Raw genomic sequence first — 24,770 nt, 5'->3', positions numbered from 1 at the left:
AAGGCCGTATTCGCCAGCAAGCTGGTCTCCCGCAGATCGTGCTACGGAGCCGCCGTGGGAAGCTTGCTGGCAAGCGAATGCGCCAACGCCGAAGGCCGGAATTCACCAGCAAGCTGGTCTCCCACAGATCGTGCCACAAAGCCGCTGTGGGAAGCTTGCTGGCAAGCGAATGCGCCAACGCCGAAGGCCGGAATTCACCAGCAAGCTGGTCTCCCACAGATCGTGCCACAAAGCCGCTGTGGGAAGCTTGCTGGCAAGCGAATTACCAACGGGCGGGGAAAACAATTCGCGGCCAAGCAGAGCGCCGCCCGGGCCTCTTCCCACAGCGACTTCGTAGGCAGAACAAAGCGAATCAACCAACGCCATTCCTAAAACAACGAATCCAGGAGTGTTCCATGAGTCCGATCAAAACAACACTGGCCGCCATCACCGCGATCACCCTGTTCACCCTTTCCGGCTGTTCCGGCGAAGCCGGTAACGCCCCCGGCGCCGACACCGAGAAAAGCGCCGAAAAGTCCCAGGAAACCTTCAACTGGAAAATGGTCAGCACCTGGAGCGACACCTCCAGCTCCGGTGAATACGAACAGGAGTTCGTTAATCTGGTGGACGAACTCAGCAACGGCCGCCTGAAAATCAAACGGTATTCGCAGGGCCAGCTGGTCAGCCCCACCCAAGTGCTCGACACGGTCAGCAAGGGCACCGTGCAGGCCGGCGGCGACTGGCCCAACTACTGGTCCGGCAAGAATACCGCCTTCGACCTGCTTGGCTCTCACGTAATGGGCTTCAGCGGCTTTGATTTCTTCCAGTGGATCTACGCCGCCGGCGGCCTGGAGCAGTACAACCGCATCTACGGCCAGTTCAACACCGTCTACTTCCCGATCACCACCCTGGGCACCGAATCCGGCATCCGCTCCAACGTGCCGATCCGCGGACTGGAAGACTACAAAGGGCTGAAAGTGCGTATCGCCGGCCTGATCCAGACCCGGGTGATGACCGAACTGGGCGCGTCACCGGTGTCCATCGGTGTCTATGACGTTTACGAAGCATTGCAACGGGGCGTGGTGGACGCCGGCGAAGTGGGCGGCCCGGACTCCGACGAAATCCTGCACCTGCAGGACGTCACCAAATACTGGTCCACCCCGGGCTGGCACCAGAGCGCGGCGGTCTACGGCATCGCCATTAACAAGGACGCCTGGAACGAACTGCCCGAGGACCTGCAAAACATCATCGCCACCGCCAGCGAAGCGATCATGGCGCGCTCCACCGCCAACCGCAATTACGACGATGGCGTCGCCGCGCAGCGCTTCGAGGACGAATACGGCATCGAAGTAAACCAGATGCCGGACCAGGACCTGAAAACCATCGAAGGCATCGTCAACAAGGCGGTACGCGACATCGCCGCCAAGAACCCGGACTTCCAGGAAGTGCTGGAAAGCCAGCAAGCCTACCTCAAAGCCTACGCGCCCTACCGCCGCATGCAGGGCCCCTGGAGCTTCGGCACCAATGACCTCAACGGCTACCGGCTGGATTGATCATGCAGGCCCTACGCCACCTCACCCGTATTCTCGACGGCATCAGCGACTGGGTCGGCCGCATCGGCGCCTGGTCGGTGCTGGCGATGATGCTGGTCACCGTGTTCGAAGTGGTCAGCCGCCGGGTCTTCAACGCCCCCGGCATCTGGGCCTTCGAGACCATCACCATGCTGTTCGGCTTTCACTTCATGATCGTCGCCGCCTACGCCCTGCTGCATCGCAGCATCGTCTCCGTGGACCTGCTCTACACCCACCTTGGCCGGCGCGCGCAAGCGCTGCTCAGCATCGTCAGCTACCTGGTGCTGTTCTTCCCGTTCGTGATCACCGTGGCGGTCCACGGCATCGGCTTCACCGAGTATTCCTGGTCCATGGGTGAAACCAGCAACACCGCCTTCGCACCGCCGCTGTATCCATTCAAAGCAGTGATTCCGGTCTGCTTTACCCTGCTGGCGCTACAAGGCCTCTCGGAAACCCTCAAACACCTTCTGGTACTGATCGAAGGCGGCGACCAACCGGAGGCGCAACATGAATGAAGTCTGGATCATCGCCGGCATGTTCGCCGCACTGCTGCTGGGCATCGCCAGCGGCCACCCGATCGCCTTCGTGTTCGGCGGCATCGCCATGCTGTTCGGTCTCACCAGTTGGGGCACCGGCATCATCGACATTTTTGTCAGCGCCGTGTTCTCCACCATGAACAACTACACCCTGGTGGCGATCCCGCTGTTCACCCTGATGGCCAACTTCCTGTCGCGATCGGCGGTGGCGGAAGGTCTGTTCGAATCCCTGCGCTACCTGCTGGGCCCGGTGCGCGGCGGTCTGGCCGTGGCGGTGATCGTGGTCTCCACCATCTTCGCCGCCACCACCGGCATCGTCGGTGCCTCAGTGGTGACCATGGGTCTGCTGGCCGCCCCGGTGCTGGAAAAATACGGCTACCGCAAGGAGATCTCCGCCGGGGTGATCACCGCCGGCGGCACCCTTGGCGTACTGATCCCGCCCAGCATCATGCTGATCGTCATGGGCAATGAAGCGGAGCTGTCGGTGGGCAAGCTGTTCCTGGCCGCTATCGTGCCAGGGCTGCTGTTGTCACTGTGCTACGTGTTGTACGTGCTGGGGCTGTGCTGGCGCTACCCGGAACGGGGCCCCGCGCTCAGCGCGGAAGAAGCCGCCGCCATGCCGATTGCCAAACGCATCAGCGGCGCGCTGGTCAATCTGGTGCCGCCGGTGATTCTGGTGGCGGCGGTGCTCGGCTCGATCTTTTCCGGTTGGGCCACCCCCACCGAAGCCTCCGGCGTCGGCGCCTTTGTCGCCCTGCTGATGACCGTCGCCTACGGCCGCTTCAGCCTCACCATGCTCAAGGAATCGGTGCAGGAAACCGCCAAGATCACCGCCATGGCGATGGTCACCATCGTCGGCGCGGTGTGCTTCACCGCCCTGTTCCACAGCATGGACGGCGACCAGATCATCGTCGATTTCGTCAGCCATCTGAACCTGAATAAATGGGGCGTGTACATGGTGATCATGCTGCTCACCTTCGTCCTCGGCGCCTTCATCGACTGGATCGCCATCGTGCTGATCCTGTTCCCGATCTTCCTGCCGCTGATCCGGCAATACGATCTGGACCCGCTGTGGGTGATCACCTGCGTGGCGGTGATGCTGCAAACCGCCTTCCTGACCCCGCCGGTGGGCGGCAGCCTGTTCTATTTCAAAGGCGTGGCGCCACCGGGCATGCAATGGGGCCACATCCTGCGCGGCGCCCTGCCCTTCGTGGCGGTGATGCTGGTGGTCGTGGTATTGATTTCCCTGTTCCCGCAACTGGTGCTGTGGCTGCCCGGGCAGGCGAAGTTCTGACCGCTTCGGTCGCCACCAGGGAGGCTCCCGCATCGGCCTGTCAACCCCGCTGCAGGAGCCTGCCCTGCAGGCGAAATTTCTTTCATTCGCTTGCCAACAAGCTTGCCCCACAAGGGATCAGCCGTTCCGGCTGTGGTGAATATACAGATAAATCAAACCGATGGGCGCAATGAAAATCGCCAGAAACCAGCAGAACATCATGGTGACCAGCTTGAAGAACAGCAGCAGGAAGGCGTTCACCAGGAACACGTTGTCGCCGAAGATGAACCCCACCACGCTCTCGTAAACGAAACGGGCATACGGATACAGCAGGGTATTGACCACACAGACCGCCACCACCGCCAGGGTGATCGGCCTGCCCGTCTCCATCGTCATGAAGATATAGATGGCGGGAAAGATCAGAGCGAATACGAAATGACGGAAATAGTACTGGAGATTAAGACCACCAAAGGTCTTGGCAAGAACAGGATGCATGATAGTCCCTTACAACACGCCTGAAGCACATAAGTCCGCGGAAAATAACGCACGCATGATATAGCCACGCCCCACGGACGACAACAGGCGCCCACGGATTACGCCACGAAGCCGCTGTGGGAAGATTGCCGGGCGGCGCCTTCAACAAACACCAACACGCCGTCAGCATCCCGAGAAAGCCGGATAACCCGCGCACATCCCGCAACAGGGACTGCGTCAACCCGAAGCCGATGAACGCCACCATCACGATCCCCCCGGACAAGGCCTGCGCCTGGCCCTGAATATCCTTACGACGTCGCAAGTGTGTAACAAACAGGACGAGCGGCACGCCATACAGCAGCAATAACGAAACCAGCCCCACCAGACCACGGCGGGCAGCGGTATCGACCTATGCCAACACCTCAATGCCCTTACGGTCCACCAGATTCAACAACTTCAACGACGGTCCGTTAGGGCTTTCAGGCTCAGGTCCAGCGATGCGACGCGATCAACGGGGTCGGTGAGATCACCGCCACTGCCTTGGTCATGGCCTTCCTGAGAGGGGACTTCAAAAATAGCGATGCCTTCGTGGCCTTCCTCGGGCTGGATGTCCGGGTTCGTGACTCCGGCACGCTAGGGGTAAACGCAAGCTGACCAAGCAAGGGGATACGGAGGTCCGGCGACTGCTGCACTGTGCTGCCATGAGTGCCTCTCGACACCCGGTCTGGCGCGCCTTCTATCAGCGCTATCGGGACCGGGGACTGCACACCACGCAAGCCTTGGTCATCCTGGCCCGGAAGATCGCCCGCACCGCCTTCGCCCTGATGAAACAGCAACAAGAATATTGCCCCGCAAAGCTCTTTTAAGGGGTGCGGGGCACCATGGAATCTCCCACGGATTATGTAACGAAGCCGCTGTGGGAGCTGCCTTGGCAGCGAATTATTTCCCCTACCGTTAACAATTGCTTGCCAGCGGAGCGCCGCCCGGCAATCTTCCCACAGCGGCTCCGCACTCAGGCCTGAGCCCCTTTTCCCCCACCCCCCGGCGTCGCCTTCAACAAACACCAGCACGCCGTCAGCATCCCGAGAAAGCCGGACAGCCCACGCACATCCCGCAACAGGGACTGCGTCAGCCCGAAGCCGATGAATGCCACCACCACGATCAAACCCGACACGGCCAGGGCCCGGCCCTGAATATCCTTGCGTCGCCGTAAATGCCTGGCGAATAACACGATGGGGACGCCATAGAGCAATAAAAGGGAAATCAGCCCCACCAGGCCACGGCGAGCGGCGGTATCGATCAGATCGTTGTGCAGTTGGTCGTAACGGCTGATACCCCGGTTATAAAGACCTTTCGCCACCCACTGGTCCCGCTGATCTTCAAGCCGCCCTTCTCCCCAACCCAGAACAGGCTTCTCGCTGAAGAGCCGCGCCCCGGCACGCCACATCTCCAGCCGCACCCCGACAGAGGAATAGGTGTCCCCTTCCGCGTACTCTTCCAGGTTTTCCACAGCCTCGGCAACCCGCTCCTGAACGCCGGCCTTGGGGACCAGAGAGGCGCCGATAACAACAACGGCCAACGCCACCACCACCGGCACCACTTTCCGGGCCGGTAACGAGTCCCAGAAAGCCACATACAGCAACCAGAGCAGCACCGGAAAAACGATCCAGCTACCGCGAGTGCCGGACAAAACCGACGCCGCCAACCCCGCCACCACGGCGAGCAGGAAAAAACCGCGAATCAGCCACTCCCGGGCATTGCGGACACGGCCCCGCCGAGCCAGGAACGCCACCATGGTCAACGTCGCCAGCAGCAGGGAGAGATTACCGAACGGAATAGCGTTAATGCCGTTGCTGGCACGGCCCAAACCCAGCCCCCAACGCTCGTAGGCAGCGATCCCGCCAGCAATCAGGCTACCTGCCGCCACCCCATACCAAAGAGCGGAAACCGCCGGAGGCCAGCGACGCCAGCCCAGCCACACCACAGCGGCAACCAAAGGCCATAACGGTAAATACAGCCCCTGGTTCTCCTCGCCCACCGGCCATTTACCTGTGCGGGCGACATCGAGACACCAAAGCGCGGTAAACAACGCCAGAACAGCGAGGCAATACCCGTCCTCCCGATCGAGAGGCCGCCACAAGGAACGTCTTGCCGCAAAGGCCAGACTACCCAGAACCAACACCGCGGCCGTCAGCGGCAACACATAATACGCAGGGTGAAAAGCGATCAGAAAAGCGAGAAAGGCGGCCAAAAGGCCAGAGAAGATCATCGGCGGGGAGAAGGGGGTCGAGCGGGTGGGAGTGGAAACCGTTTCAAGCATGCTACCTCACAGTCCATTATGAGCACGCCGCAGCCCCCTGCTACAGCCTGACCAATCAATGTGGGATACCCCGTGTACCCGGCAAGTGTTCAAACTAACACGCGGCCCGGTATGGAACGGATTGAATAGTTCACATTTTGACGGCCATTTAACGTCGTTAAACAATTCCCGTACAGGCGTATTTAAGCCAGCCCTGCTGGCGAATCCTTTGCCCGGCGTTGGTACATTCGCCTGCGGGCAGGCTCCCACAGCGGCTTCGTGGCATGGCCCGTGGGAGCCAGCCCTCCAAGCTGAAAACACCGGGCTATGCAAGCGTTACCGTAGGGCGGTAAGGCCAGGCGCCGTTACCATCGGAAAAATCATCCGTTTCAATAAGATGGTTATTTGCCAGCAAGTTGGTAACCGTGGTTGTGCTGACGTCGAAGTACTCCGCCGCATCCTCAACGGACGACTCTGAGTAATCGTCCTGCATAAACGCTTTTGCCCCCTCGATTGGGCATAACAGTTCCGCGGCAAAAGCGCGCTGATACTTTTGCCGAAACGTGCTCAGATCCGAAGAGACGAGCCACCCGTCTCCGCGTTGTTGGAACATACAGTCCGCGAGAAAGCGAGCGTATTCAAAGCGTCGGGCCACGGGATGCCTCTTACGCGGCATGAAACGCATTACGCCCTGACGCTGCGGGATCGCCACCGATACCTTTGATGTGTTTTCCGGCGTGTAACCTTCAACAGTCTTAGCGCTAATACCCAAAGCAGAAAACAGCTTCTCATTGGACAGCGGCTCCAAACCCCATCCAAAATAATCCCGCATGCTTCTCGCATCCTGAACCGCTGGCATCCAGGGTGCATGACTCTTTCCGACAGCGTTTGGGGCCACAAACTCAGGAATATTCGGACTGCCTTCCATTCCCTTTAATAAAGAGAAGAGTTCGATCTCCTTCTCCTGGCGCGAGTCGAATTCCTTGCCCCTTGCCAAAGCGGATATCAACTCGGACAAGGACTCCTCACCCACCTCATCCGCCATACGGACCATCGTTTGCAAGAGCTGTTGGGGGCATTCTTCCGGGTCATAACCCATCATGGCCTCAAAGATGCGTAACCGCGCAATCTCCGGATCAGCGAGTTCGTCCCTGACATGCATCCAAAGCGTTGCAAGCTCGGTATCGGTACAGCCACAATCACGTAACCGGCTCAGCACCGCATCGATAAAAGCCGAAGTTTCCTTACGAAAATCAGCCATTGGCACAAAAGAAGGAAAGCGCGAACCATTCAGATACCGAATCGATTGCTCAGTATCATCACCCGATGGTGAAGACCAAACGTGTATACCTTCACCATCCGCCGCAAACATGACCGTAGGCCACACATAACCCTGATTAGCGGCAGCCAACTCATGCGCCATACGCCAGGACACCGACGGGCGCACCCCCTTACCCGGGTGCGGTTCATGCAGCAAGCGCCACCATGAAGAAGCAAACCAGAGGGCCAACGGGTACAACGACACCAGCACATCGTCCTTAACCGTCCGCGACCAGCTGTCTTCATTACGTGTCAGGGAGTAACCATTAACGGCTAACGACAATCGCGCCATGGTGTGATACGACTCGGCACTATCATTACCCGCGGCTTCCCATTGAAAGCCCAATTTCAGGCACTTGTTGGTCATTATCGCCGAGCCTCCCATTCCATCATCACAAGCTCGGCAAAAGGGTCCGTCGGCGGCATGGGGTATCCGTGATAGGCTCCAGTCTCCCGATTTTCCAATTGCGCCTCCAGCGCTACGCCATCGTCGGCAACGGCCCAAATATTTTGGGGCCAACCATTATTGGACTGCAGGCTTACCAAACCGCGCCTGACACCTTCCTTCAATAACTCGCCAGCCACGGCCTTTTCGAAGAGAGCCGCTGTATCACACAATGACTTGCCGGGCCGCGGGCCAGCAGGCGGGCTTAAGCCGAAATCGCCTGGGTTCCTCTTGTGCACAGGGTTACCGCAATAGACCACCCTATCGCTCAGAGACACTAGATCCATTCCCTCCAGTTCTTCCAACGAGCGGATTCTTCGCTTGCTGTTAAACCGTCCCCTACGAGCTTGCATGACTTGCACTCGAAAAGATTAGAAAATCAACGGATTAACGGCATCTTCACCGCCCCGCTTCAGGCTGTCAACCTACCCCTCGCCTGGGAAGCAGCGGTCAGCCCACGGGCCCCTTGCCCTGTCATCCGAATGTTCCAAACAGGCCGTACGGCGTTGGCACATTCGCCTGCGGGCAGGCTCCCACAGCGGCTTCGTGGCATGGTCCGTGGGAACCAGCCTGCTGGCGAACGGCCTCTAAGCCGAAGCTTCCGCCATCACCGCCCGAAGCGTCTCGCAAGTCTTATCGATATGCGCCTGCTCCAGAGTGGGATGCACCAGGAACATCAGGCTGGTCTCCCCCAGCGCCTTCGCTACCGGCAAACGTTCCCGCGGCGCCAGATCGAGGTCCTGGAAGCACTTCTCCAAATAGACTTCCGAGCAAGAACCGGAGAAACAAGGCACCCCACGAGCAACTATCTCATTCATGATGCGGTCCCGGTCCCAGCCTGAGGCCAGTTTCTCCGGCCGCACAAACACATAGCATTTGTAGCCGGCATGCCCGGCTTCGGCGGGAATCTCCGGCACACGCAAAGCAGGGATGTCACCGGCGGTTTGCCAGATCGCCTGGGAATGGGCCAGACGTTGGCGGGTCCACTCCGGCATGCGCTTTAGTTGAATCCGCCCAATGGCCGCCTGCATTTCCATCATGCGCCAATTGGTGCCCACACTCTCATGCAGCCAACGGAAACCCAGTGGATGGTCACGCTCATACACCGCTTCCCAGCTTTTGCCATGATCCTTGAAGCTCCACATGCGGGACCAGAGGTCGCGGTCATTCACGGTGACCATGCCGCCTTCCCCGCCGGTGGTCATGATCTTGTCCTGGCAGAAGGACCAGCAACTCACATGGCCCAGGCCACCCACCGGGCGCCCTTTCCAGGTAGCACCATGGGCCTGGGCGCAGTCTTCAATAACATAGAAGCCGTGCGCTTCGGCCAGAGCCATCATGGCATCCATGTCGCTGGGCCAACCGGCCAGGTGCACACAGATAACGGCTTTGGTACGCGGTGTTATCACTTTGGCGACGGTTTCAGCGGTGATGTTCTGAGTATCCGGATCCACATCGGCAAATACCGGTGTCGCCCCGGCGTTGATCACCGTGGAGGCGGAGGCCAGGAAAGTACGCGGTGTTACCACCACTTCATCACCAGGGCCGATGCCAAGGCCTTGCAGCGCCAGATCCAGCGCCACCGTACCATTGGCCACGGCGATGGCGTATTCAGTCCCGGCAAAGGCAGCGAATTCCTTCTCGAACTCGCGGCACTCCTGGCCAGTCCAGTAGTTCACTTTGTTGGACAGCAGCACACGCTGTACTGCCTCCGCTTCCTCCTGGGTAAAGGAGGGCCAGGGGGGGAAAGGTCCATTCAGCATTTTAATTTCTCTCTACAACCTTGGCGGGCACGCCCACCACAGTCACATCATTCGGGATATCCGAAACCACCGCCGCACCGGCACCCACCATCACATTCCGGCCAATGATAACGCCCTGGCGAACACAGGCCCCGATACCAATCCAGGAGCCGTCTCCAACCGTTACATTGCCAGCAAGATTTGCTCCGGGGCTGATATGAACGCCTTCAGCCAGGCGACAATCGTGATCCACCGTCGCACCAGTATTAATAATGCAGCCGTCGCCAAGATCGGCGCGGACATTGACGATAGCCCCGCCAAAAATAACGCACCCCTCGCCAATAGAGGCGTAACGACTCACCACGGAGGCAGGATGAACAACGCTGGTCAGCGGAACACCCGCATCCTTGAGAGCCGCCATCTTGGCAAGGCGAACTTCATTACGCCCGATACCCACAACCGCAGCATTAAAGTCAGCACCTTCTTGGCGCAACATACGGGTGAAGTCGCCCACCACTGGCCACTCATCATTACGTTCCAGGCCCGGCCAGGCATCATCAAAAAAGCACACCTCGTCCCAACCGGCGCATAAGGCGGCATCAGCCACCACCTTGCCGTGCCCGCTAGCACCTAGGATCGCTAGTCGTCTCATGGCTATTTCCCGGCCTTGTCGCCGCTACCCGTAAACTTCGGCATGGTCGCCTCCTCGCCATGGCTAATACCATCTCGTTTCACCACCTTCAAAACGGTGAGAAACAGGATCTTGATATCCAGCCACAGGGAGCGGTTCTCGACATACCAAACGTCGAGCTCGAACTTCTCATCCCAAGACAAGGCATTCCGGCCATTGATCTGAGCCCAGCCGGTAATACCAGGACGCACTTCATGACGGCGATACTGGCGCTCGGAGTACAGGGGCAAGTACTCCATCAGCAGCGGCCGAGGCCCGACCAGACTCATATCGCCCTTAAGGACATTAATCAGTTCAGGTAACTCATCCAGACTTGTGGAACGCAGAAAAGCACCGAACCTGGTCAAACGCGCCTCATCAGGCAGCAGATCACCCTCCTCGTCCCGCTCATCCGTCATGGTGCGGAACTTCATCATCTTGAAGGGTTTTCCGTCGAGACCGGGCCTTTCCTGGGTAAACAGGATGGGAGAGCCGAGCTTCGACCGTATCATGATCGCAAGAACCAACAGCACGGGGGAAAGTACAAGTAGCCCCGCCGCGGAGGCCAAGAAGTCAAATGTACGCTTAACCGGCTGAGACCGGTTCGTGACGAAGGTTTCCTCAAGCCACTGGACGAAACGTTCCCCCAAGATATTCCGATCAAAGCGTTCATGGGCCAAAGCCGATGCGGCCTGCGACATTGCCGACAACTGGTCCCGATGGTCGGCGAGATCAATCAAAGCATCCGCGAACGCACCCACATCATCGGGTGGCACCGCCACACCGGCGCCGGAATCGTTCAACAATTCAGCCAGCCATCCAGGATAGTTATTGAGAACCGGCAGACCGGCCGAGATATAGTCGAAGAACTTATTGGGGGACGTACCGAAATAGAAAGCAGGGACATTGGCCAGAACTTGAAGTCCCACATCCGCCCCTGACATCAATCCCGCCAACCGTTTCTTATCCACTGGATCGTGAAAGATCACATTGGTCAAGTCATCCTGTTTTGCGCGAGCCATCAGTTCCGGCTTAAGCTTGCCGTCCCCGACCAGTGCCAGTTTGATATCCTCCCGCCCTCTCGACTTCAGCTCTGCCGCGACATCCAAAACCGCCCCCAGGCCATTCGCCATACCGTGTGTTCCGGTAAAAATAGCCAGAAAATCGGACGACCCAACACCTTCCGGCCGCCATGGACTGTCCGAATCCGCGAAGATATCGAAGTCACACCCATTGGGGATCATCGCAATTCGATCCTCCGGGATGCCACGACTCATGATGCCTTCAGCCATTCCTGGCGCCAACGCGATCAGACGATGCGCGGAATGGTAGGAACACCATTCCAGAACGGACATTAGCCATAACACGACAGGATTCTTGATCACGCCCATGGCTTTAGGCAATTCAGGCCAAAGGTCCCGGACTTCAAAAACAAAAGCCTTACCACGCAACCAACGAGCGAAAATACCTGGAATCCCCGCTGTCAGCGGCGTCGTAGTGGCAAAAACCACGTCATACTGCTTCGTCATGGCCACCCAGATGCTACGCAAGGCAAACAGCAGAAACATCAACGAGCGCTTAAGAAAGCCATCGCTATTGGAGTAGGCCAGATTAAACTCAATGATGTTGATGCCATCAACAACACCTTCCCGGCGTCCGCGCGCGAATGGCGATTCGAGCCCGGTATTGCCTCCACCATAGGAGCCGCAAACCATGGTAACGTCATGACCTGCCTTGATCAGCCGTCGTGCCATTTCGTAGGAGCGAATGCCGGTTGAACCCTTGGGGGTGGAGAAATGTTGGTGGAAATACAAAACGTGCATATCAGAAACTCAACTCAGTAATCAGCTTTCCGGCCTTGGCCACCTCCACCTCCAATACGGGCAGAGGCGTTTTTTGCGAGTAATACCGGGATTCCCAGCCTTCAACCAACTCACAACGCACTAATGGTTGGCTGGCAGTAATACGTAACCTGCACCCATGCCCTTCCAGATAACCACCGTTCGGCTCTTCATCCTCCCAATGCCATTCACCAGGAGCAAGCCGCCAACGCAAAACTGCCGCCTTTTCAAAACCACGGATCTCATCGGTAACGGTTAAAATGCGGTCCGTTAAGGTCACCATTCGGTAATGATTGGCGCCTTTCCAGTCGCTATACCCCGCCCCCGCACGAATACCTCCAGCACTTTCCTCCAGAGGAAGCACTTTCTCCGCCTTCGGCCATGCCCCGAACAGAAAACGACTGAGCCTTGGCATGGCATCGCGCCCGTCGAACTGAACCGTATTATGGGCGGCCGAACCTGGAAAATAGCTTTGCCACGGCTCATCACAGTTGTAACTGTATGAGCCACCATCACGCAGCAGGTTAAGCCCGCCCCGCCAGAAATCCACATGGAGCAGATCCGACTGGCCAGGGCGGAAACGAAAACGAGGGTAGCGCAGCAGTGCCATTACCTTGCTCCGGCGCATCACCACATAGCCGCCATGATCATACTGATGTGATTCAGCGTAGCTCACAGACTCATCAGGTAACGGCACTTTCAACCAGTGCAGTGGAGTGTCGTATTCCCCCGGCGTGGAGTAAGCCCTCACGCCTGCAAACAATACCGAAGCCAGCTGCACAGAGGGCCGAACATCTCGATAGTCAGTGTCAGCCAAAGGAAGCAAACGGGCACCGTCATTAGCCCCCAAATTCGGCGTATCCCCACTATCCGGAGAGACCATGTTCCCCAGCCATGCGGTGGCGGCTGTCAGTTTGTCAATCAATTCATTCGAAAATGCCGGAAGGTTCAAAGTACGCCGCCAAATCTCCGCCATCGAATAGCTATCCAGCATGACCCTGTGATAGTTCAAGGAAGACTGGCTAAATGAGCCATCCTTTTCGATCAGCCGCCTGGCTCGGTTCTCCAGCCACTTTCTACCCATCGCCCTCCAGCGACGAGCATCGATGTCCTCTTCAAATAGAGTTGCCAACCAACTACCGCCAATAAACAGTGCTGCCGCTTCCGAAGTGCCGTGGTTGTTATCCTGAGCAATTGCGTACTGTATGGTTGGCGCAATCCGCTTCAGGTGAGCGCGAAGTAAATCCTCCAAACCGGAAGCAGGCTTGAGCACCTGCCCCAATAGATGCGCGGCCATCGCCAGATGCATAACGCGAATGGAGGCTTCCTGGCCACACTTCCAATTTGCACCGAGGTAAGGCGGGTTTTGCTCACACCAGTTCTGCAACCAAGCATTCAGGTTATCCAGGGCACCATCGTCCCCCGCCGCCACCTGGCGGGCAAACATCAGCACCCAATCGAAACGGGAAGCTTCCCAGACCCCTTTGATATCACCAAGGCCATCGACAAAGTCGGGTATTTGCCACCATGGAAGGCGAGGAGCAGCACCGCCGGTAATGATGCTCCTGTGCCAATCAGGCCCGCCATTCGACAAATCATAGTCGGCGGGCAGACCAAAGGCTGAAAGTTCCGCAATGTCAAAATCTGGTACGGGCGGATCACTGGCCATCCGCCGGGACACAACTGGCAAGAAGAACGGTGTCGCGGGCTGATCCGCCGCTATCTTCCTGACCGGATTCCAACCAAAGCGCAATCCAAGACGATAAAACAAAGCGCGACCGATATTGATCGTGCCCAGATTCCAGGCAGTGATGATCTTAAGAGCGAGAGGGTTCATTGGCTTCTTAGTTGATCCACCACATCCAGGGTAATTGCGGCGACCTCAAACAACTCGTTAACGGCAATGGGGGCCGGTCCACCCGTCTCAATCGCCGACAAAAAGGCCGACGCACAAGCACTCTGGCCCTTATCCTGGCGCCAGAGATTCATCTTCTTAAAGCCCGCCCAACCGAAGCCCCGCAGCTTGCGGAAGTTGTCCAACTGCAAAACCTTGCCAGCGGCAAACACCTCAACCCGCTCTTTAGGGAAGTTCGCCGCACCGTTGGCCAAATAGTGGATAGTACCGAAAGAGCCATCGGAAAAGCCCAAGGTGATCGCTGCCTTATCCTCAGTAATAGCTATGCCTGGTGCCTCGCCCATCCCGCGGGCCTGTACTGAAACAATTTCCGAACCCGCTAGAAACCGCATCAGGTCGATAAAATGACAAGCCTCACCAATGATCCGACCACCGCCCACCTCAATATCTTGGGTCCAGTGATCAGCAGGAATAGCCCCTGCATTCATCGTCATAATGAAGGATTTAGGCTCTGAGATCGGCTCCAAGAGAGATTTCATCTTCCGGATCTGAGGAGAAAAGCGGCGGTTAAACCCGACCATTAACATCGGTACCTGTTCACCTTTACGTTCATAGGCCGCTTGAACAGTTTCAAGATCCTCTCGATTTACCGCCAGGGGCTTCTCAACAAAAACATGTTTACCGGCATCCAGAGCCGAGGCGACAAAACTCGCGTGGGAATTATGACGGGTTACGATGGCTACCGTATTGATATCCGGGTTGTCCAGCATACCCTGGGTATCCGTGGTTGCATGAACAAACCCGGCTTTCTCACCATGAATGACACCATTAACGCCGCCAGAAGTGGAGATGGTGTGCAACTGGGCCCCAGCTTCTTTAAAGGCGGGGATCAACATCCGAGAAGCGTAATTGCCCGCCCCGATAAAACCAACAACGGGCTTCGCCGGATCGACAACCCCACCGTCTGAAAGGGCTACAGAGCGGATGTTCCGGCTCTCGACATCACTGGAATAGTTCAGAATGATTCCGAGCGCCGACTTATCAGAAGTCAGAAGATCATAGGCCTTGGGTGCATCCTCGAATTCAAACCGGTGGGTAATCAACGGCTTAACATCCAGCCGCCCACTGGCCATCATATCCAAAACGGCTTCGAAGTTACGCTGCTCCGTCCAGCGTACAAAACCCAGCGGGTAATCATTACCCTGCTCTTCATAGGAAGGATCGTAACGGCCCGGACCATAGGAGCATGATACCTGGAAAGAAAGCTCCTTTTCATAGAAGTCCGCGCGGTTCAATTCCAGGCCAGTGACACCGACAAGGACGATACGGCCACGCTTACGGCTCATCCGAGCCGCCTGAATAACCGGATCACTTTGTTTCGTCGAGGCAGTAATAATAACGCCATCCACACCATTACCACGACTGAACGCCATGCCCGCCGCAACAGGGTCTTGGCCTTTACCTGGGTTGCAAATCTCGGCACCGAATTGAGCAGCCAACGCAAGTTTCGAGTCATCAAAATCGATCGCAAGCACGCGGCAGCCGTGTGCACGTAATAGCTGAACAGTGAGAAGTCCAATCAAACCAACGCCAGTTACTACGAAAGCCTCGCCCAAAGTAGGTTGCGCCAACCTGATCCCCTGCAAACCGATACTGGCGACAACCGTGAAAGAAGCTTCTTCATCACTCACTTCATCAGGAATTTTGGCGCAAAGGTTTTTGCTTACGCGGACCATATCGGCATGGGGGCCATTGGAAACCACGCGGTCCCCTACTTTGAAGTCGTTAACTTTCTTGCCAACCTCGGAAATGCTCCCCACATTGCAATAACCCAGAGGAAGCGGCTGCGCCAGCTTGGATTTTACAGCATCTACCGTTGTCATCAGGCCATCGGTTTGTATCTTCTCGATAACCATTTTGACTTTCTCCGGCTGTTGTCGGGCTTTATCCAGATAAGAAGCACGGCCGAAATCAACCAGCATCCGCTCGGTGCCCGCGGAAATCAGTGATGCCGTTGTCGAGACAAGTACCGATCCCGTGCCAACTGAGGGTGAAGGAGAATCCGTAATTACCGTACCGCCCTTGGCCATATCCTGAAGAATTTGTTTCATCTAATTTCCTTCGACCCGAAAATTAATCACAGCTATTTTTGCAAAAAAACGACACAGCCCTCTAAATTTCACTGCTAACGAATCCAATAATAAGATCAAGGCATCTTTCTATATCGAATATGTTTTGCAGGATTACCTGCAACTATCGAATAGGAGTCCACATTCTTTGTCACTATTGAACCTGCGGCAATAACTGCGCCTTTTCCAATATGGACGCCGTGAAGAATGACTGCTCTAAATCCAACCCAGACGTCATCCTCAATAATTATATCCTTCATAACATCACGCCCTGCAGCATTCATCGGTACGGATACCTCGTCAAATTTGTGATCCCCCCCAACAAGAGCAACGTCTCCGGCAAACATAACATCATCGCCAATCTGTGCTGGGGCTGCGATATGGCAATTTCGCCCACAAAAAAACCTATAACCGACTGTCACCCTCCGCCCACGCACAAATCTTGTATCGTATGAGAGTTTAGGAAGCCCTAAAAAAGAGATATCCTTTCCAAAAACAAAGAAGTTCACCTTAAAAAAAACATAAACAACAAAAAATCTAAGACGGCTTATTAACTGCATAGAAAATAGCCTCATGCAATTCATTAACGTAAGACTCAATATTATGCTTACCCTTAAGAAATCCAGCCGCACCACTACGCAAGCGCCTTCTCTCATGAGGGTTTCTTGACAAAAAAAGTAGTTTTTCAAAAAGAGAATCTTCAGTAAAAGGATTAATAATTATTCCGTTACTACCATCGATCAAATCTTTTTCACACCCATCCCCCACGCCACAAATAACGGGAACACCATGCGACAATGAATCAGAAACAGCCAGCCCCCCCAGCCCTGGCATTACCATGACAGACGATCTATAGAAATGCTCTGCCAATGAACCTGAAATATGCCCTAGAAAGGTCACACGATCATCGACCTCTAGCTTTTCGGACAAGGATTCCAGATACCTCCTATCCGGACCATCCCCTATAATTAAAAGAGAACCCGAACCTTGCAGATCTTCTTTAACAAGACGAGAATATGCTTTTATCAGAACTTCAACATTCTTACCTGGTGCCAATGCGCCAACGTATATAACATTCAAAAAATCCGGATCTACAGAAGGCAATGAAAGCCCGTATTTTAAACAGTGAGACTCCATCTGCGCTTTTCTTGCATCTGTATCCACCACATTAACTGCAACAAAAATCGATTCATTCGGAAGCCCACACCGCTTATAATATTTAGCCCCAAATGTACTATAAGAAATGGCCGCATCTGATCTTTTTTCAAGCATACCAAAAAGATAATAAAAAACCCTCTTAAGCACCCCCTTCCTCCTCCCTTCGATCTCACCCAATCCCCATTGGACTATTTTCTTTCTTTTAATCTTAGCATATAAGAAAGAAGCAAAATTTGAGAAAAAATTAGATGCGCCCTCAGTAATTATCACATCCGGAGAAAATTTATAAATCTCCGAAAGAATATTCGTATGAATGGGAATGCCCGCCCCATGCTTAAAAGGAACTGAAAACTTAATCGTATTTAGCTCTATGGCTCTAAAGGAATGCGCCCCTTTATAATTAATCAGCTTGGTACCTTGGTAATCCTGTCCGTGAAGAACAAGCAGCTCAACATCAGGCATTTTGCTTAAGCGTTCAAAAACTGGAACCCTCCAAGCCTGCAAAACCCTATAACAAATTAAGACCTTTACTTTTCCTCGATTTAACATAGTAGATACTCGAGCTATATTTTTCCTAGCGGCACTCTCATTGAATTAGCTGCTTCCTTTTTGCGACAGCCCAGAACAACTACTGAAATCGCACAAGCAAACCAAAAAGGCCTAAAATCTGAAAATGACGATGACTTCATTAACTCAAAAAAAGGATACAAAGAGAAGAAAAAAATACCCATGGCAGATCTTCCAACCCTCACAAAAATAGACACTATAAATATCAAAAAAAACAAAATGCCAACCACGCCTAATTCAAACCACAACTCTAAAAAAATATTATGCGGGTACTCCCTAGAGTCAAGACCGTAGATATAATAGCCATAGCTACCAAGCCCTCTCCCAAGAAAAAGTTGAAAAATTGAATAATCAGCATTAAGCACAAAGTCAAAATGCTTAATTCTTCCTGTACTCGAAAGATCGGAAAGTTTATAAAGTCGAGCAAAAGCTCTTGAAAATTCATCCGCTTTAAAAACGTCCGTAAAGCCAAGAACTGAGAACAACGCAAGCAAAAACACTAAACAAAAAGCCCCACTCCAAACGAGCCTCTTCTTGTCTATAAATCTTGAGAAACTTCCAACCCCCAAAAAGGAAAAGTAAAAAAAAGAACATATTAAAAGAAAAATCATTGGCCCCCGAGATCCAGTATAAAGTATCACCGCAGATGAAAGAACTAAAACCATGAATTTAAAAGAATTAGAGTGATTCGAAAAAATCAGAAAATGCAAAGATGAAAAGCCAACCAGAAAACCTGTCATAAGATATATAGAAGCATTCAATCCTTCATTCAATTCTCTACCTTTATCTGCCGACCCTAAAATAACACTAGAATTAACCACAAAAAGAAGAGCAGAAATAATAGCCGACCAATAAAGATATTTGGCAATGCATTCTTCCAATCCCTTTCCTTTCTTAAAAGATAGAAAGACAAAGAACACATAATGGCAGAAAAGAAAGAAAAACTTTACCTTTGAGTAATTTTCAGAAGGACTATATATGATGGAAAATCCAGCATAACAAATAAGCAACAGCCCTATACTGTACGTCAACAAGTCATTCTTTTTTATCTTTATCTGGTCAAAACAAGAAACCAAGACGAACGATACCAAAAATATAGATGTGAAATTTATATAGAAGCCCGAATAGAAAAAAAAATAAAAGTTAAAGACAGGTGAAAACAAGAATAAAACCGCTAAAAGTGCAACTAAATTAGTCCATATGACTCGCCTATCTCCATCAATCATATAACACCCCCCAATAGCAGCGTGCAGATTCCTCCCAGGTTCCAATATTATCTCTTTCGTTAATTAAATTTGACACCATTTTTTTGTAATCTTCTTCGGAAGGAGGCTCTTTCATTACTCGTACAAGTTCACCAATGTTGTCCTTATCATAAAAAATGGCACAATCTCTATTTTCCAGCAATTCCAACAGGCCTCCAACAGTACTGCAAATAAGCGGAATTCCAAACGCTATAGAGTCGGATACTTTCAGCGGCACCACAGTTTCTGTCGCTATGGTGGAAGGCCTAGGAGCCATAAGGAAATCCGTCTTAGCCATCAAATGCTCTGTTTCTGCAGCACTAAGCCAGCCGGTAAAATATATATTTAAAGTCGACTCGCTGTATGCCTCAACCATTTCTTTACACTTAGAAAAACAAGGGCCATTTCCGATAAAATAGATACTATTTTTTTTCCAAAAATCGCGTTCAATGCTAGTTACCGCCAAGCAAAGGTCAACCACCCCCTGCCATTCATGAAAAGAACCGACATACGCGTACGTTATAGAACCAGGGTTGTAATAACGAGTTGACCTTGAGATTTCTTTTCTTTCATATCCGTTCTTTACAACGCCAACCTTTCTTTCAGGAACATTATATTCCTTTATGATAAATCTTCTTGAAGCCTCAGCTAAAACAACCACAAAATCAGCTTTTCCATAAAGCCATCCGTTAATAATTTTTTGCAGCCTTCCATTTTCCCTTATGGAATGAATTTCCACTACATTCATTACCTTTCTTCTAAGAAAAGGCAGCACCAAAATAAAATAAATAGCCGCAACCCGAGAATTATGCAGGATTACCACATCAGGGGACTCTAACCGCACCGTTTCCAAAAACTGTTTTGCACCGGATAACGAGTTAACATTTATTTGTCTGTATATTGAGGAAAAAACCTCATCCTTTTCCTGTATATCCTTCTTATTATAACTATCGTTTCTCGTATGTGTAATGATGCTCAAATTCACTTCAAAGTTCTGACACAGTCTGCGGCTAATCTCCAAAAGACGATGAGTCCCTCCACCAAGATATGGCAGATACGAACACCCCACATGAAGAACTTTCTTAACCTTCGACACCATCTAGACCTCTTAAAAAATTATATCCTTTCATAGGCTAATCGACCATGAAAAGCTCTTTTCAAAACTAACTGTGACACGCTTCCCTTTTGATTTACTAAAATATTTAGGACACCAGAAAAATTCTGACACATCCACACACGTTACATCCTGTAATTCCATAACAATTTCTCTACCCGATGTTTTCGATATAAAAACCAGAATTGACCGGCCGTCACTCACTTTAACATCCCATGCCTCGGAATTAATAATCCAGCATGATCGAGCCCGTCCTTTCACACTATCAAAAACTTTAATTTTATCTTCAGACCAAGCAACTTTCCGGGAAATTATGATATTTTTTTTATTGTATATATTGCACTCCCCTCCATGTCGACTTAAACGAGTCACAACCTCAAAATTCGAATCACCTCTAAAGTTAGCATGATAGCGAATAATTTTTACATCGGGAACATTAACGACATTGTGTGCCGCCCTGGACCTAAGAGACTCCCTATCCCAGGAGTATGAGTAAACTCCTGCATCGACCAAGAGCGGCTCCTCATTTACTGCAAAAGTTACGGTTCCCCAGTCATCATGTTTATGCCCAGCATGCCCAAGTCTCTTATAATCCGCTCCCCATAGGGAGAAAATATAACCCTCAGCCTTTCTAACTACTGCCGAAAAGTCAGGAAAAAAGTATTCACCATTACGCAAACTGGTTTCTTTTATGGCAGAAAAAAAAGAAGATTCATCTCCTAAAATAGATGAATCATTATCTCCTATCCATGCCCAGTTCTGTGGCTCCAATATCAACTTGGCGAACTGCATCGCGCCAATGTAGTTAATTCGGTCAAAAATATGCGCATCGTCTGGAAGCCAGTTTTTAAGCCAGAACAATGAAGAAAGGGCTAATATATGATACCCTGTCGCCCCTTCAAAATTAGAACCGTCGGGGTTAAATTGTCTTTCTATTTCTCTACATAAGTCATTGTGGAAGACATCATCTTTCGCTTTAATTTTTCCATATACATGTGCCACGACCAAACATAATAAAAGATGATTATTTCCAGAACCCCACTCAATATTATTTTTTAAAAATTCGTACTCATATTTTAACCACTCATTTACATCACATTTTCCATCTTTTGATAGGTCTAACAATGCCGAGAGTCTGAAAGCAGACTCCATGCCACATGCCCAAGAGATGCCTCTTTTCTTGGGAGTCAATAAGTAGTATAAACGAACCCGCTTTATTTTTTGACTCTCCGACAAGTCTTTACTATAGACAAACCTCAAACGCTCATAATTCCAGGCAACTCTTAGATCCAACCATGCGGCTCGCTTTATTATGGCCACCCCAGTCCTCGTTCTTACAAATCTTAAAAGCAAGTTGCATACGAAGAAATTAAAAAAGACAGCCAGTTTGGTTTTCATAAATCTTTTATCTTCTTTGCGGGAACTCCAGCATATATTCCAGGCTCTCGTATTTTTTTATTAACCACCGCCCCTGCTGCAATAACAACTTTATCAGATATATGCACACCTGGAAGTATGGTTACATTGGCGCCGATCCATACATTTCGCCCAACATCCACTTCTCTTAAGGTATGGCCTTGCTCTCGAATTAATCTGCCTGGTTCTGAATAACGATGATTAGCCGAGTGAATGATGACATTAGGCCCGATTATGGTATCATCGCCAATACATACCCCACCTCTTGCGTTACACCAAAAGTTGTCATTTAAGGAAACCTTATCACCTATACTAAGATTATCTGCATGGTAAACTATTGGGCGCCTAAATATCTGAACGCCACTTCCTATAGTTGCGCCCATAACCTTAAGTTTGACCACCCTGTATCGTGATAAAAGTCGCTGAAAACGAATAATATAGGTTTCAAATGGCGTCATTTTTCTTTCCAAAAATACAGAAAATTTCTAAAAAAAGCGTGTTTATTAATGCAGAGATAAGCATTGCCCCTCCCCCTCCTTTTACCCCAAAGTCATTTATTAATGTTGTGGCTAAAAAGGCATAAGTAGATACAGCGGCTCCACCTGCGATAGCAACCGGGTAAGTTCTTCCAACCCTTACTAATTTAATGACAGATGTATAGCTCAGAATTGTTAGCATTCCTAACAGTATTGCCATGCAAAGATATAGAGGAATATTCCCTCCATATCCTCTAAAATATTCGCCATCCCCAACAATAATCCACGCACAATAAACGAGCAGAACAACAGATAAAGCAGATGCAACCACTACATATCGTGCCTTACGTATCAAATCATCTCCCTGCCTAATATTCATCCCCATAACTTTCGGGAATATAGTAACTTTCATAAAAATTAGAAACCCGCCCGCTGCTTTTAACGCCAAATCCATCACAAAAATGTAAACACCCACTTGCTCTGGATCATCTAGACGACTTAGAAGCGTTCTTTCGTAGAACGGATAAAAAAGTACGATCAGATTACCGACAACTAGTGGGATTGAAAAGTAAAGAGGCCTCCATAAAGAGTGCGCCTCCCAGCCGCCGTCTGGCATTATTTGGAATTTCACTAGACATAGCGTGACCACCGAGCTTGTGATGATAGCTAAGGCCAGGATAATCCCAGCGCTTTCACCAAGAGGAAAGGCCCCAAAAAAAATAACAAAAACAACCAGAAAGAACTTACTTCCAGCAATACCTATGAAATATTTTTTGGGGCGAGATTCCGCTCTATATGAAGACCCAGCAATATTTATTAGCGCCAAAGATATCGAAGAACCAAGAGCCCAAAAGAAAGGCACACCTATATCGCCGAAAAGCAAATTATAAACATACAATAAGATGGCGGCTATCAGACATCCGAAGACAATCATGGTTAGGACATCTGATCTTACTCCTAACAGTCCTTCCCTGGCTCTAACACACTTTATAATATAGGACGGAGCGCCCATCGTTACTATTGGCACAAGAAAGTTCATGACAGCGAAAGCCGTCATGAACTCCACATATTCTTCAGAACGAAATATATTTACAGCGACAATACTGGTTACTATAGAGGTGCAGAATGTAGCAATATGGGCCAAAATATAACCATTTAAGAGAAGACTCTTAAACCGTTGAATATTCACCATATGCCTCTCGTATCGACAATAAAGCCGCAGTCCGGTTTCTTTCTTTTAAATTCTTTATGGTCAACAAGGAGAACATGGCATGCATCTTTCTTAACCGCATCCTCAAAAGCAACTTTCTCCGCAGCACTTACTATACCGGGCAGATCAGTTGCATTAGGTTCAACAATATAAACATTAATATCTTTAGACCATTCATCCAATGCCTTAACCACAATTCCAAGAGCTGGACTTTCTCTTAAATCGTCTATATCGGCCTTGAAGCTAACACCATAAAAAACTAGATCTTTTACATCATGTCCTTTGACCAGACTTCTAACTTTCTCCAGAACCCGGCTTGGCTTTAGATCGTTAACTTCACGTGCAGTTTTGATCAACCGAGCTTCTTCCGGTGTTTCACTGACGATGAACCAAGGATCAACAGCAATACAGTGCCCTCCAACCCCTGGGCCTGGTTGCAGTATGTTCACTCTGGGGTGGCGATTCGCCAAACGAATTAATTCCCAAACATCAATATCGACCTTGTCACAGATCACAGAAAGCTCATTTGCAAATGCGATATTTACGTCCCGAAAGGCATTCTCGGTCAGCTTTGCCATTTCAGCGGTACGAGCAGTAGTCAACAGACATTCGCCACGCACAAAGGTTCTATAGAGGTCACGAGAAGCTTCGGCGCATTTGGTGGTCATACCGCCAATAATGCGATCATTTTCGATCAGTTCGTGCATTACATGACCAGGCAGTACACGCTCCGGACAGTGGGCAACGCGGATATCAGACTCTTCACCTGAGTGCTGTGGGAAGCTCAGGTCACTGCGGGCTTCGGCCAGCCAGGCAGCCATTTGCTCGGTAGCACCAACCGGGGACGTTGATTCGAGAATAACCAGGTCCCCCTTTTTCAACACAGGAGCAATAGAATCCGCGGCGGCCTGAATATAGCTGAGGTCCGGTGTCGGGATGTTGCCCGCGTCAGCGCCCTTTTTGAACGGAGTCGGCACAGCCACAAGGAAAGCATCCGCGGGTTCGGGACGAGTAGTGGCGCGTAGATAACCCTCTTTCACCGCCGCATGAACCGCAATATCCAGCTCTGGCTCCACAATATGGATCTCACCACGGTTGATCGTGTCCACCGCATGTTGATTAACGTCCACGCCTATCACTTTTTTGCGGCGAGAGGCGAACATGGTGGCGGTGGGGAGTCCGATATAGCCGAGGCCGACTACACAGATAGTGTCGAAGTTCATACGGTGTTCCTTGTCCTAGAGCAGAGTTCGTAAATGAGGTTGTTGTAAGCCGGAGAATCGCGGCCCTTTCTATATGAAGAGGACCGTTCTTACATTCAAAATAGTTAGAGAGACGACTGATCGATGTGATCCGCTATTTGAGCGGCGGTAGTGCCATCACCGTAGGGATTGTGCGCCCGGCTCATGGTTTGCCAAGCTGTACAGTGATGGTTATTACCTGACAGTCCC

General features: G+C 51.7%; 20 protein-coding genes and 2 pseudogenes. 6 read left to right on the top strand and 16 right to left on the bottom strand.

Going from position 1 to position 24,770, the window contains the following annotated elements:
- The 4 genes from A6D6_RS21985 to A6D6_RS18840 form a co-directional block, all read left to right on the top strand.
- On the top strand, positions 1-372 hold a 372-nt coding region (locus A6D6_RS21985; protein ID WP_236564169.1), incomplete at its 5' end, for a hypothetical protein.
- 23 nt (positions 373-395) lie between these two features.
- The gene (dctP, locus tag A6D6_RS18850) at positions 396-1,532 is read left to right on the top strand and encodes a TRAP transporter substrate-binding protein DctP (protein ID WP_159661568.1); all 1,137 of its coding nucleotides are present in this window, start codon (positions 396-398) and stop codon (positions 1,530-1,532) included.
- 2 nt (positions 1,533-1,534) lie between these two features.
- Positions 1,535-2,065 carry a TRAP transporter small permease subunit gene (locus A6D6_RS18845; RefSeq protein WP_133493108.1) on the top strand — a complete coding sequence of 177 codons (531 nt, stop codon included), beginning with the start codon at positions 1,535-1,537 and terminating at the stop codon, positions 2,063-2,065.
- Complete coding sequence (locus tag A6D6_RS18840; RefSeq protein ID WP_133493109.1) at positions 2,058-3,380, top strand: TRAP transporter large permease; 1,323 nt, start codon at positions 2,058-2,060, stop codon at positions 3,378-3,380. The genes A6D6_RS18845 and A6D6_RS18840 overlap by 8 nt, the downstream gene beginning before the upstream one ends.
- Before the next feature lie 117 nt (positions 3,381-3,497).
- Here A6D6_RS18840 and A6D6_RS18835 read toward each other — a convergent pair whose 3' ends face one another.
- Positions 3,498-3,854, bottom strand: coding sequence for a hypothetical protein (locus A6D6_RS18835; protein WP_133493110.1), 357 nt, complete (start codon positions 3,852-3,854; stop codon positions 3,498-3,500).
- 525 nt (positions 3,855-4,379) lie between these two features.
- Between A6D6_RS18835 and A6D6_RS21980 the strand changes: the two are divergent.
- Both A6D6_RS21980 and A6D6_RS21975 read left to right on the top strand, forming a co-directional pair.
- Positions 4,380-4,516, top strand: a pseudogene (locus tag A6D6_RS21980) (transposase); the annotation flags it as partial.
- 18 nt (positions 4,517-4,534) lie between these two features.
- The gene (locus A6D6_RS21975; RefSeq protein ID WP_236564171.1) at positions 4,535-4,699 is read left to right on the top strand and encodes a hypothetical protein; all 165 of its coding nucleotides are present in this window, start codon (positions 4,535-4,537) and stop codon (positions 4,697-4,699) included.
- A gap of 146 nt (positions 4,700-4,845) precedes the next feature.
- Here the strand turns inward: A6D6_RS21975 and A6D6_RS18825 are convergent, their stop codons facing one another.
- From A6D6_RS18825 to wecC, 15 genes and pseudogenes are all read right to left on the bottom strand, one after another.
- Positions 4,846-6,153, bottom strand: a complete 1,308-nt coding sequence (locus A6D6_RS18825) for an O-antigen ligase family protein (protein WP_159661567.1) — start codon at positions 6,151-6,153, stop codon at positions 4,846-4,848.
- 304 nt (positions 6,154-6,457) lie between these two features.
- Positions 6,458-7,819, bottom strand: a complete 1,362-nt coding sequence (locus A6D6_RS18820; protein WP_159661566.1) for a hypothetical protein — start codon at positions 7,817-7,819, stop codon at positions 6,458-6,460.
- 665 nt (positions 7,820-8,484) lie between these two features.
- Positions 8,485-9,660, bottom strand: a complete 1,176-nt coding sequence (locus tag A6D6_RS18815) for a DegT/DnrJ/EryC1/StrS family aminotransferase (protein ID WP_159661565.1) — start codon at positions 9,658-9,660, stop codon at positions 8,485-8,487.
- A gap of 1 nt (position 9,661) precedes the next feature.
- Positions 9,662-10,291: an acetyltransferase gene (locus A6D6_RS18810; RefSeq protein WP_159661564.1), complete on the bottom strand. Its 630-nt coding sequence runs from the start codon at positions 10,289-10,291 to the stop codon at positions 9,662-9,664.
- A gap of 2 nt (positions 10,292-10,293) precedes the next feature.
- On the bottom strand, positions 10,294-12,132 hold the full coding sequence (locus tag A6D6_RS22240) for a sugar transferase (protein WP_201303850.1): 1,839 nt from the start codon (positions 12,130-12,132) through the stop codon (positions 10,294-10,296).
- Position 12,133: 1 nt separating this feature from the next.
- Positions 12,134-13,987 carry an alginate lyase family protein gene (locus A6D6_RS18800; RefSeq protein WP_159661563.1) on the bottom strand — a complete coding sequence of 618 codons (1,854 nt, stop codon included), beginning with the start codon at positions 13,985-13,987 and terminating at the stop codon, positions 12,134-12,136.
- Positions 13,984-16,116, bottom strand: a complete 2,133-nt coding sequence (locus A6D6_RS18795) for a bi-domain-containing oxidoreductase (RefSeq protein ID WP_159661562.1) — start codon at positions 16,114-16,116, stop codon at positions 13,984-13,986. The genes A6D6_RS18800 and A6D6_RS18795 overlap by 4 nt, the downstream gene beginning before the upstream one ends.
- A gap of 107 nt (positions 16,117-16,223) precedes the next feature.
- Positions 16,224-16,388, bottom strand: a pseudogene (locus tag A6D6_RS22235) (DapH/DapD/GlmU-related protein); the annotation flags it as partial.
- 283 nt (positions 16,389-16,671) lie between these two features.
- The gene (locus A6D6_RS18785; protein ID WP_159661560.1) at positions 16,672-17,841 is read right to left on the bottom strand and encodes a glycosyltransferase family 4 protein; all 1,170 of its coding nucleotides are present in this window, start codon (positions 17,839-17,841) and stop codon (positions 16,672-16,674) included.
- A 14-nt stretch (positions 17,842-17,855) separates the two neighbouring features.
- Positions 17,856-18,740 carry an O-antigen ligase family protein gene (locus tag A6D6_RS18780; RefSeq protein ID WP_159661559.1) on the bottom strand — a complete coding sequence of 295 codons (885 nt, stop codon included), beginning with the start codon at positions 18,738-18,740 and terminating at the stop codon, positions 17,856-17,858.
- Between the two features lie 337 nt (positions 18,741-19,077).
- Complete coding sequence (locus A6D6_RS18775; RefSeq protein ID WP_159661558.1) at positions 19,078-20,202, bottom strand: glycosyltransferase family 4 protein; 1,125 nt, start codon at positions 20,200-20,202, stop codon at positions 19,078-19,080.
- Between the two features lie 27 nt (positions 20,203-20,229).
- Positions 20,230-21,615: a heparinase II/III domain-containing protein gene (locus tag A6D6_RS18770; protein ID WP_159661557.1), complete on the bottom strand. Its 1,386-nt coding sequence runs from the start codon at positions 21,613-21,615 to the stop codon at positions 20,230-20,232.
- Positions 21,612-22,091 (bottom strand): acyltransferase, encoded by a 480-nt coding sequence (locus A6D6_RS18765; RefSeq protein ID WP_201303849.1) that lies wholly within the window; start codon positions 22,089-22,091, stop codon positions 21,612-21,614. The genes A6D6_RS18770 and A6D6_RS18765 overlap by 4 nt, the downstream gene beginning before the upstream one ends.
- On the bottom strand, positions 22,078-23,301 hold the full coding sequence (locus A6D6_RS18760; RefSeq protein ID WP_159661556.1) for a polysaccharide biosynthesis protein: 1,224 nt from the start codon (positions 23,299-23,301) through the stop codon (positions 22,078-22,080). Before A6D6_RS18760 ends, A6D6_RS18765 begins: the two co-directional genes overlap by 14 nt.
- Positions 23,295-24,542, bottom strand: coding sequence for a UDP-N-acetyl-D-mannosamine dehydrogenase (gene wecC / locus A6D6_RS18755; protein ID WP_097057895.1), 1,248 nt, complete (start codon positions 24,540-24,542; stop codon positions 23,295-23,297). The genes A6D6_RS18760 and wecC overlap by 7 nt, the downstream gene beginning before the upstream one ends.
- Positions 24,543-24,770: the final 228 nt, after the last annotated feature.

This window comes from Alcanivorax xiamenensis, from assembly GCF_009846745.1.
Taxonomy (GTDB): Bacteria; Pseudomonadota; Gammaproteobacteria; order Pseudomonadales; family Alcanivoracaceae; genus Alloalcanivorax; species Alloalcanivorax xiamenensis.
This window is presented reverse-complemented; position numbering and strand designations above follow the sequence as displayed.

What these genes read in the sequence shown, in the direction of transcription:
- dctP (WP_159661568.1), top strand. Translation starts at nt 396, where the DNA reads ATGAGTCCGATCAAAACAACACTGGCCGCCATCACCGCGATCACCCTG.
- A6D6_RS18845 (WP_133493108.1), top strand. Translation starts at nt 1,535, where the DNA reads ATGCAGGCCCTACGCCACCTCACCCGTATTCTCGACGGCATCAGCGAC.
- A6D6_RS18840 (WP_133493109.1), top strand. Translation starts at nt 2,058, where the DNA reads ATGAATGAAGTCTGGATCATCGCCGGCATGTTCGCCGCACTGCTGCTG.
- A6D6_RS18835 (WP_133493110.1), bottom strand. Translation starts at nt 3,854, where the DNA reads ATGCATCCTGTTCTTGCCAAGACCTTTGGTGGTCTTAATCTCCAGTAC.
- A6D6_RS21975 (WP_236564171.1), top strand. Translation starts at nt 4,535, where the DNA reads ATGAGTGCCTCTCGACACCCGGTCTGGCGCGCCTTCTATCAGCGCTAT.
- A6D6_RS18825 (WP_159661567.1), bottom strand. Translation starts at nt 6,153, where the DNA reads ATGCTTGAAACGGTTTCCACTCCCACCCGCTCGACCCCCTTCTCCCCG.
- A6D6_RS18820 (WP_159661566.1), bottom strand. Translation starts at nt 7,819, where the DNA reads ATGACCAACAAGTGCCTGAAATTGGGCTTTCAATGGGAAGCCGCGGGT.
- A6D6_RS18815 (WP_159661565.1), bottom strand. Translation starts at nt 9,660, where the DNA reads ATGCTGAATGGACCTTTCCCCCCCTGGCCCTCCTTTACCCAGGAGGAA.
- A6D6_RS18810 (WP_159661564.1), bottom strand. Translation starts at nt 10,291, where the DNA reads ATGAGACGACTAGCGATCCTAGGTGCTAGCGGGCACGGCAAGGTGGTG.
- A6D6_RS22240 (WP_201303850.1), bottom strand. Translation starts at nt 12,132, where the DNA reads ATGCACGTTTTGTATTTCCACCAACATTTCTCCACCCCCAAGGGTTCA.
- A6D6_RS18800 (WP_159661563.1), bottom strand. Translation starts at nt 13,987, where the DNA reads ATGAACCCTCTCGCTCTTAAGATCATCACTGCCTGGAATCTGGGCACG.
- A6D6_RS18795 (WP_159661562.1), bottom strand. Translation starts at nt 16,116, where the DNA reads ATGAAACAAATTCTTCAGGATATGGCCAAGGGCGGTACGGTAATTACG.
- A6D6_RS18785 (WP_159661560.1), bottom strand. Translation starts at nt 17,841, where the DNA reads ATGTTAAATCGAGGAAAAGTAAAGGTCTTAATTTGTTATAGGGTTTTG.
- A6D6_RS18775 (WP_159661558.1), bottom strand. Translation starts at nt 20,202, where the DNA reads ATGGTGTCGAAGGTTAAGAAAGTTCTTCATGTGGGGTGTTCGTATCTG.
- A6D6_RS18770 (WP_159661557.1), bottom strand. Translation starts at nt 21,615, where the DNA reads ATGAAAACCAAACTGGCTGTCTTTTTTAATTTCTTCGTATGCAACTTG.
- A6D6_RS18765 (WP_201303849.1), bottom strand. Translation starts at nt 22,091, where the DNA reads ATGACGCCATTTGAAACCTATATTATTCGTTTTCAGCGACTTTTATCA.
- A6D6_RS18760 (WP_159661556.1), bottom strand. Translation starts at nt 23,301, where the DNA reads ATGGTGAATATTCAACGGTTTAAGAGTCTTCTCTTAAATGGTTATATT.
- wecC (WP_097057895.1), bottom strand. Translation starts at nt 24,542, where the DNA reads ATGAACTTCGACACTATCTGTGTAGTCGGCCTCGGCTATATCGGACTC.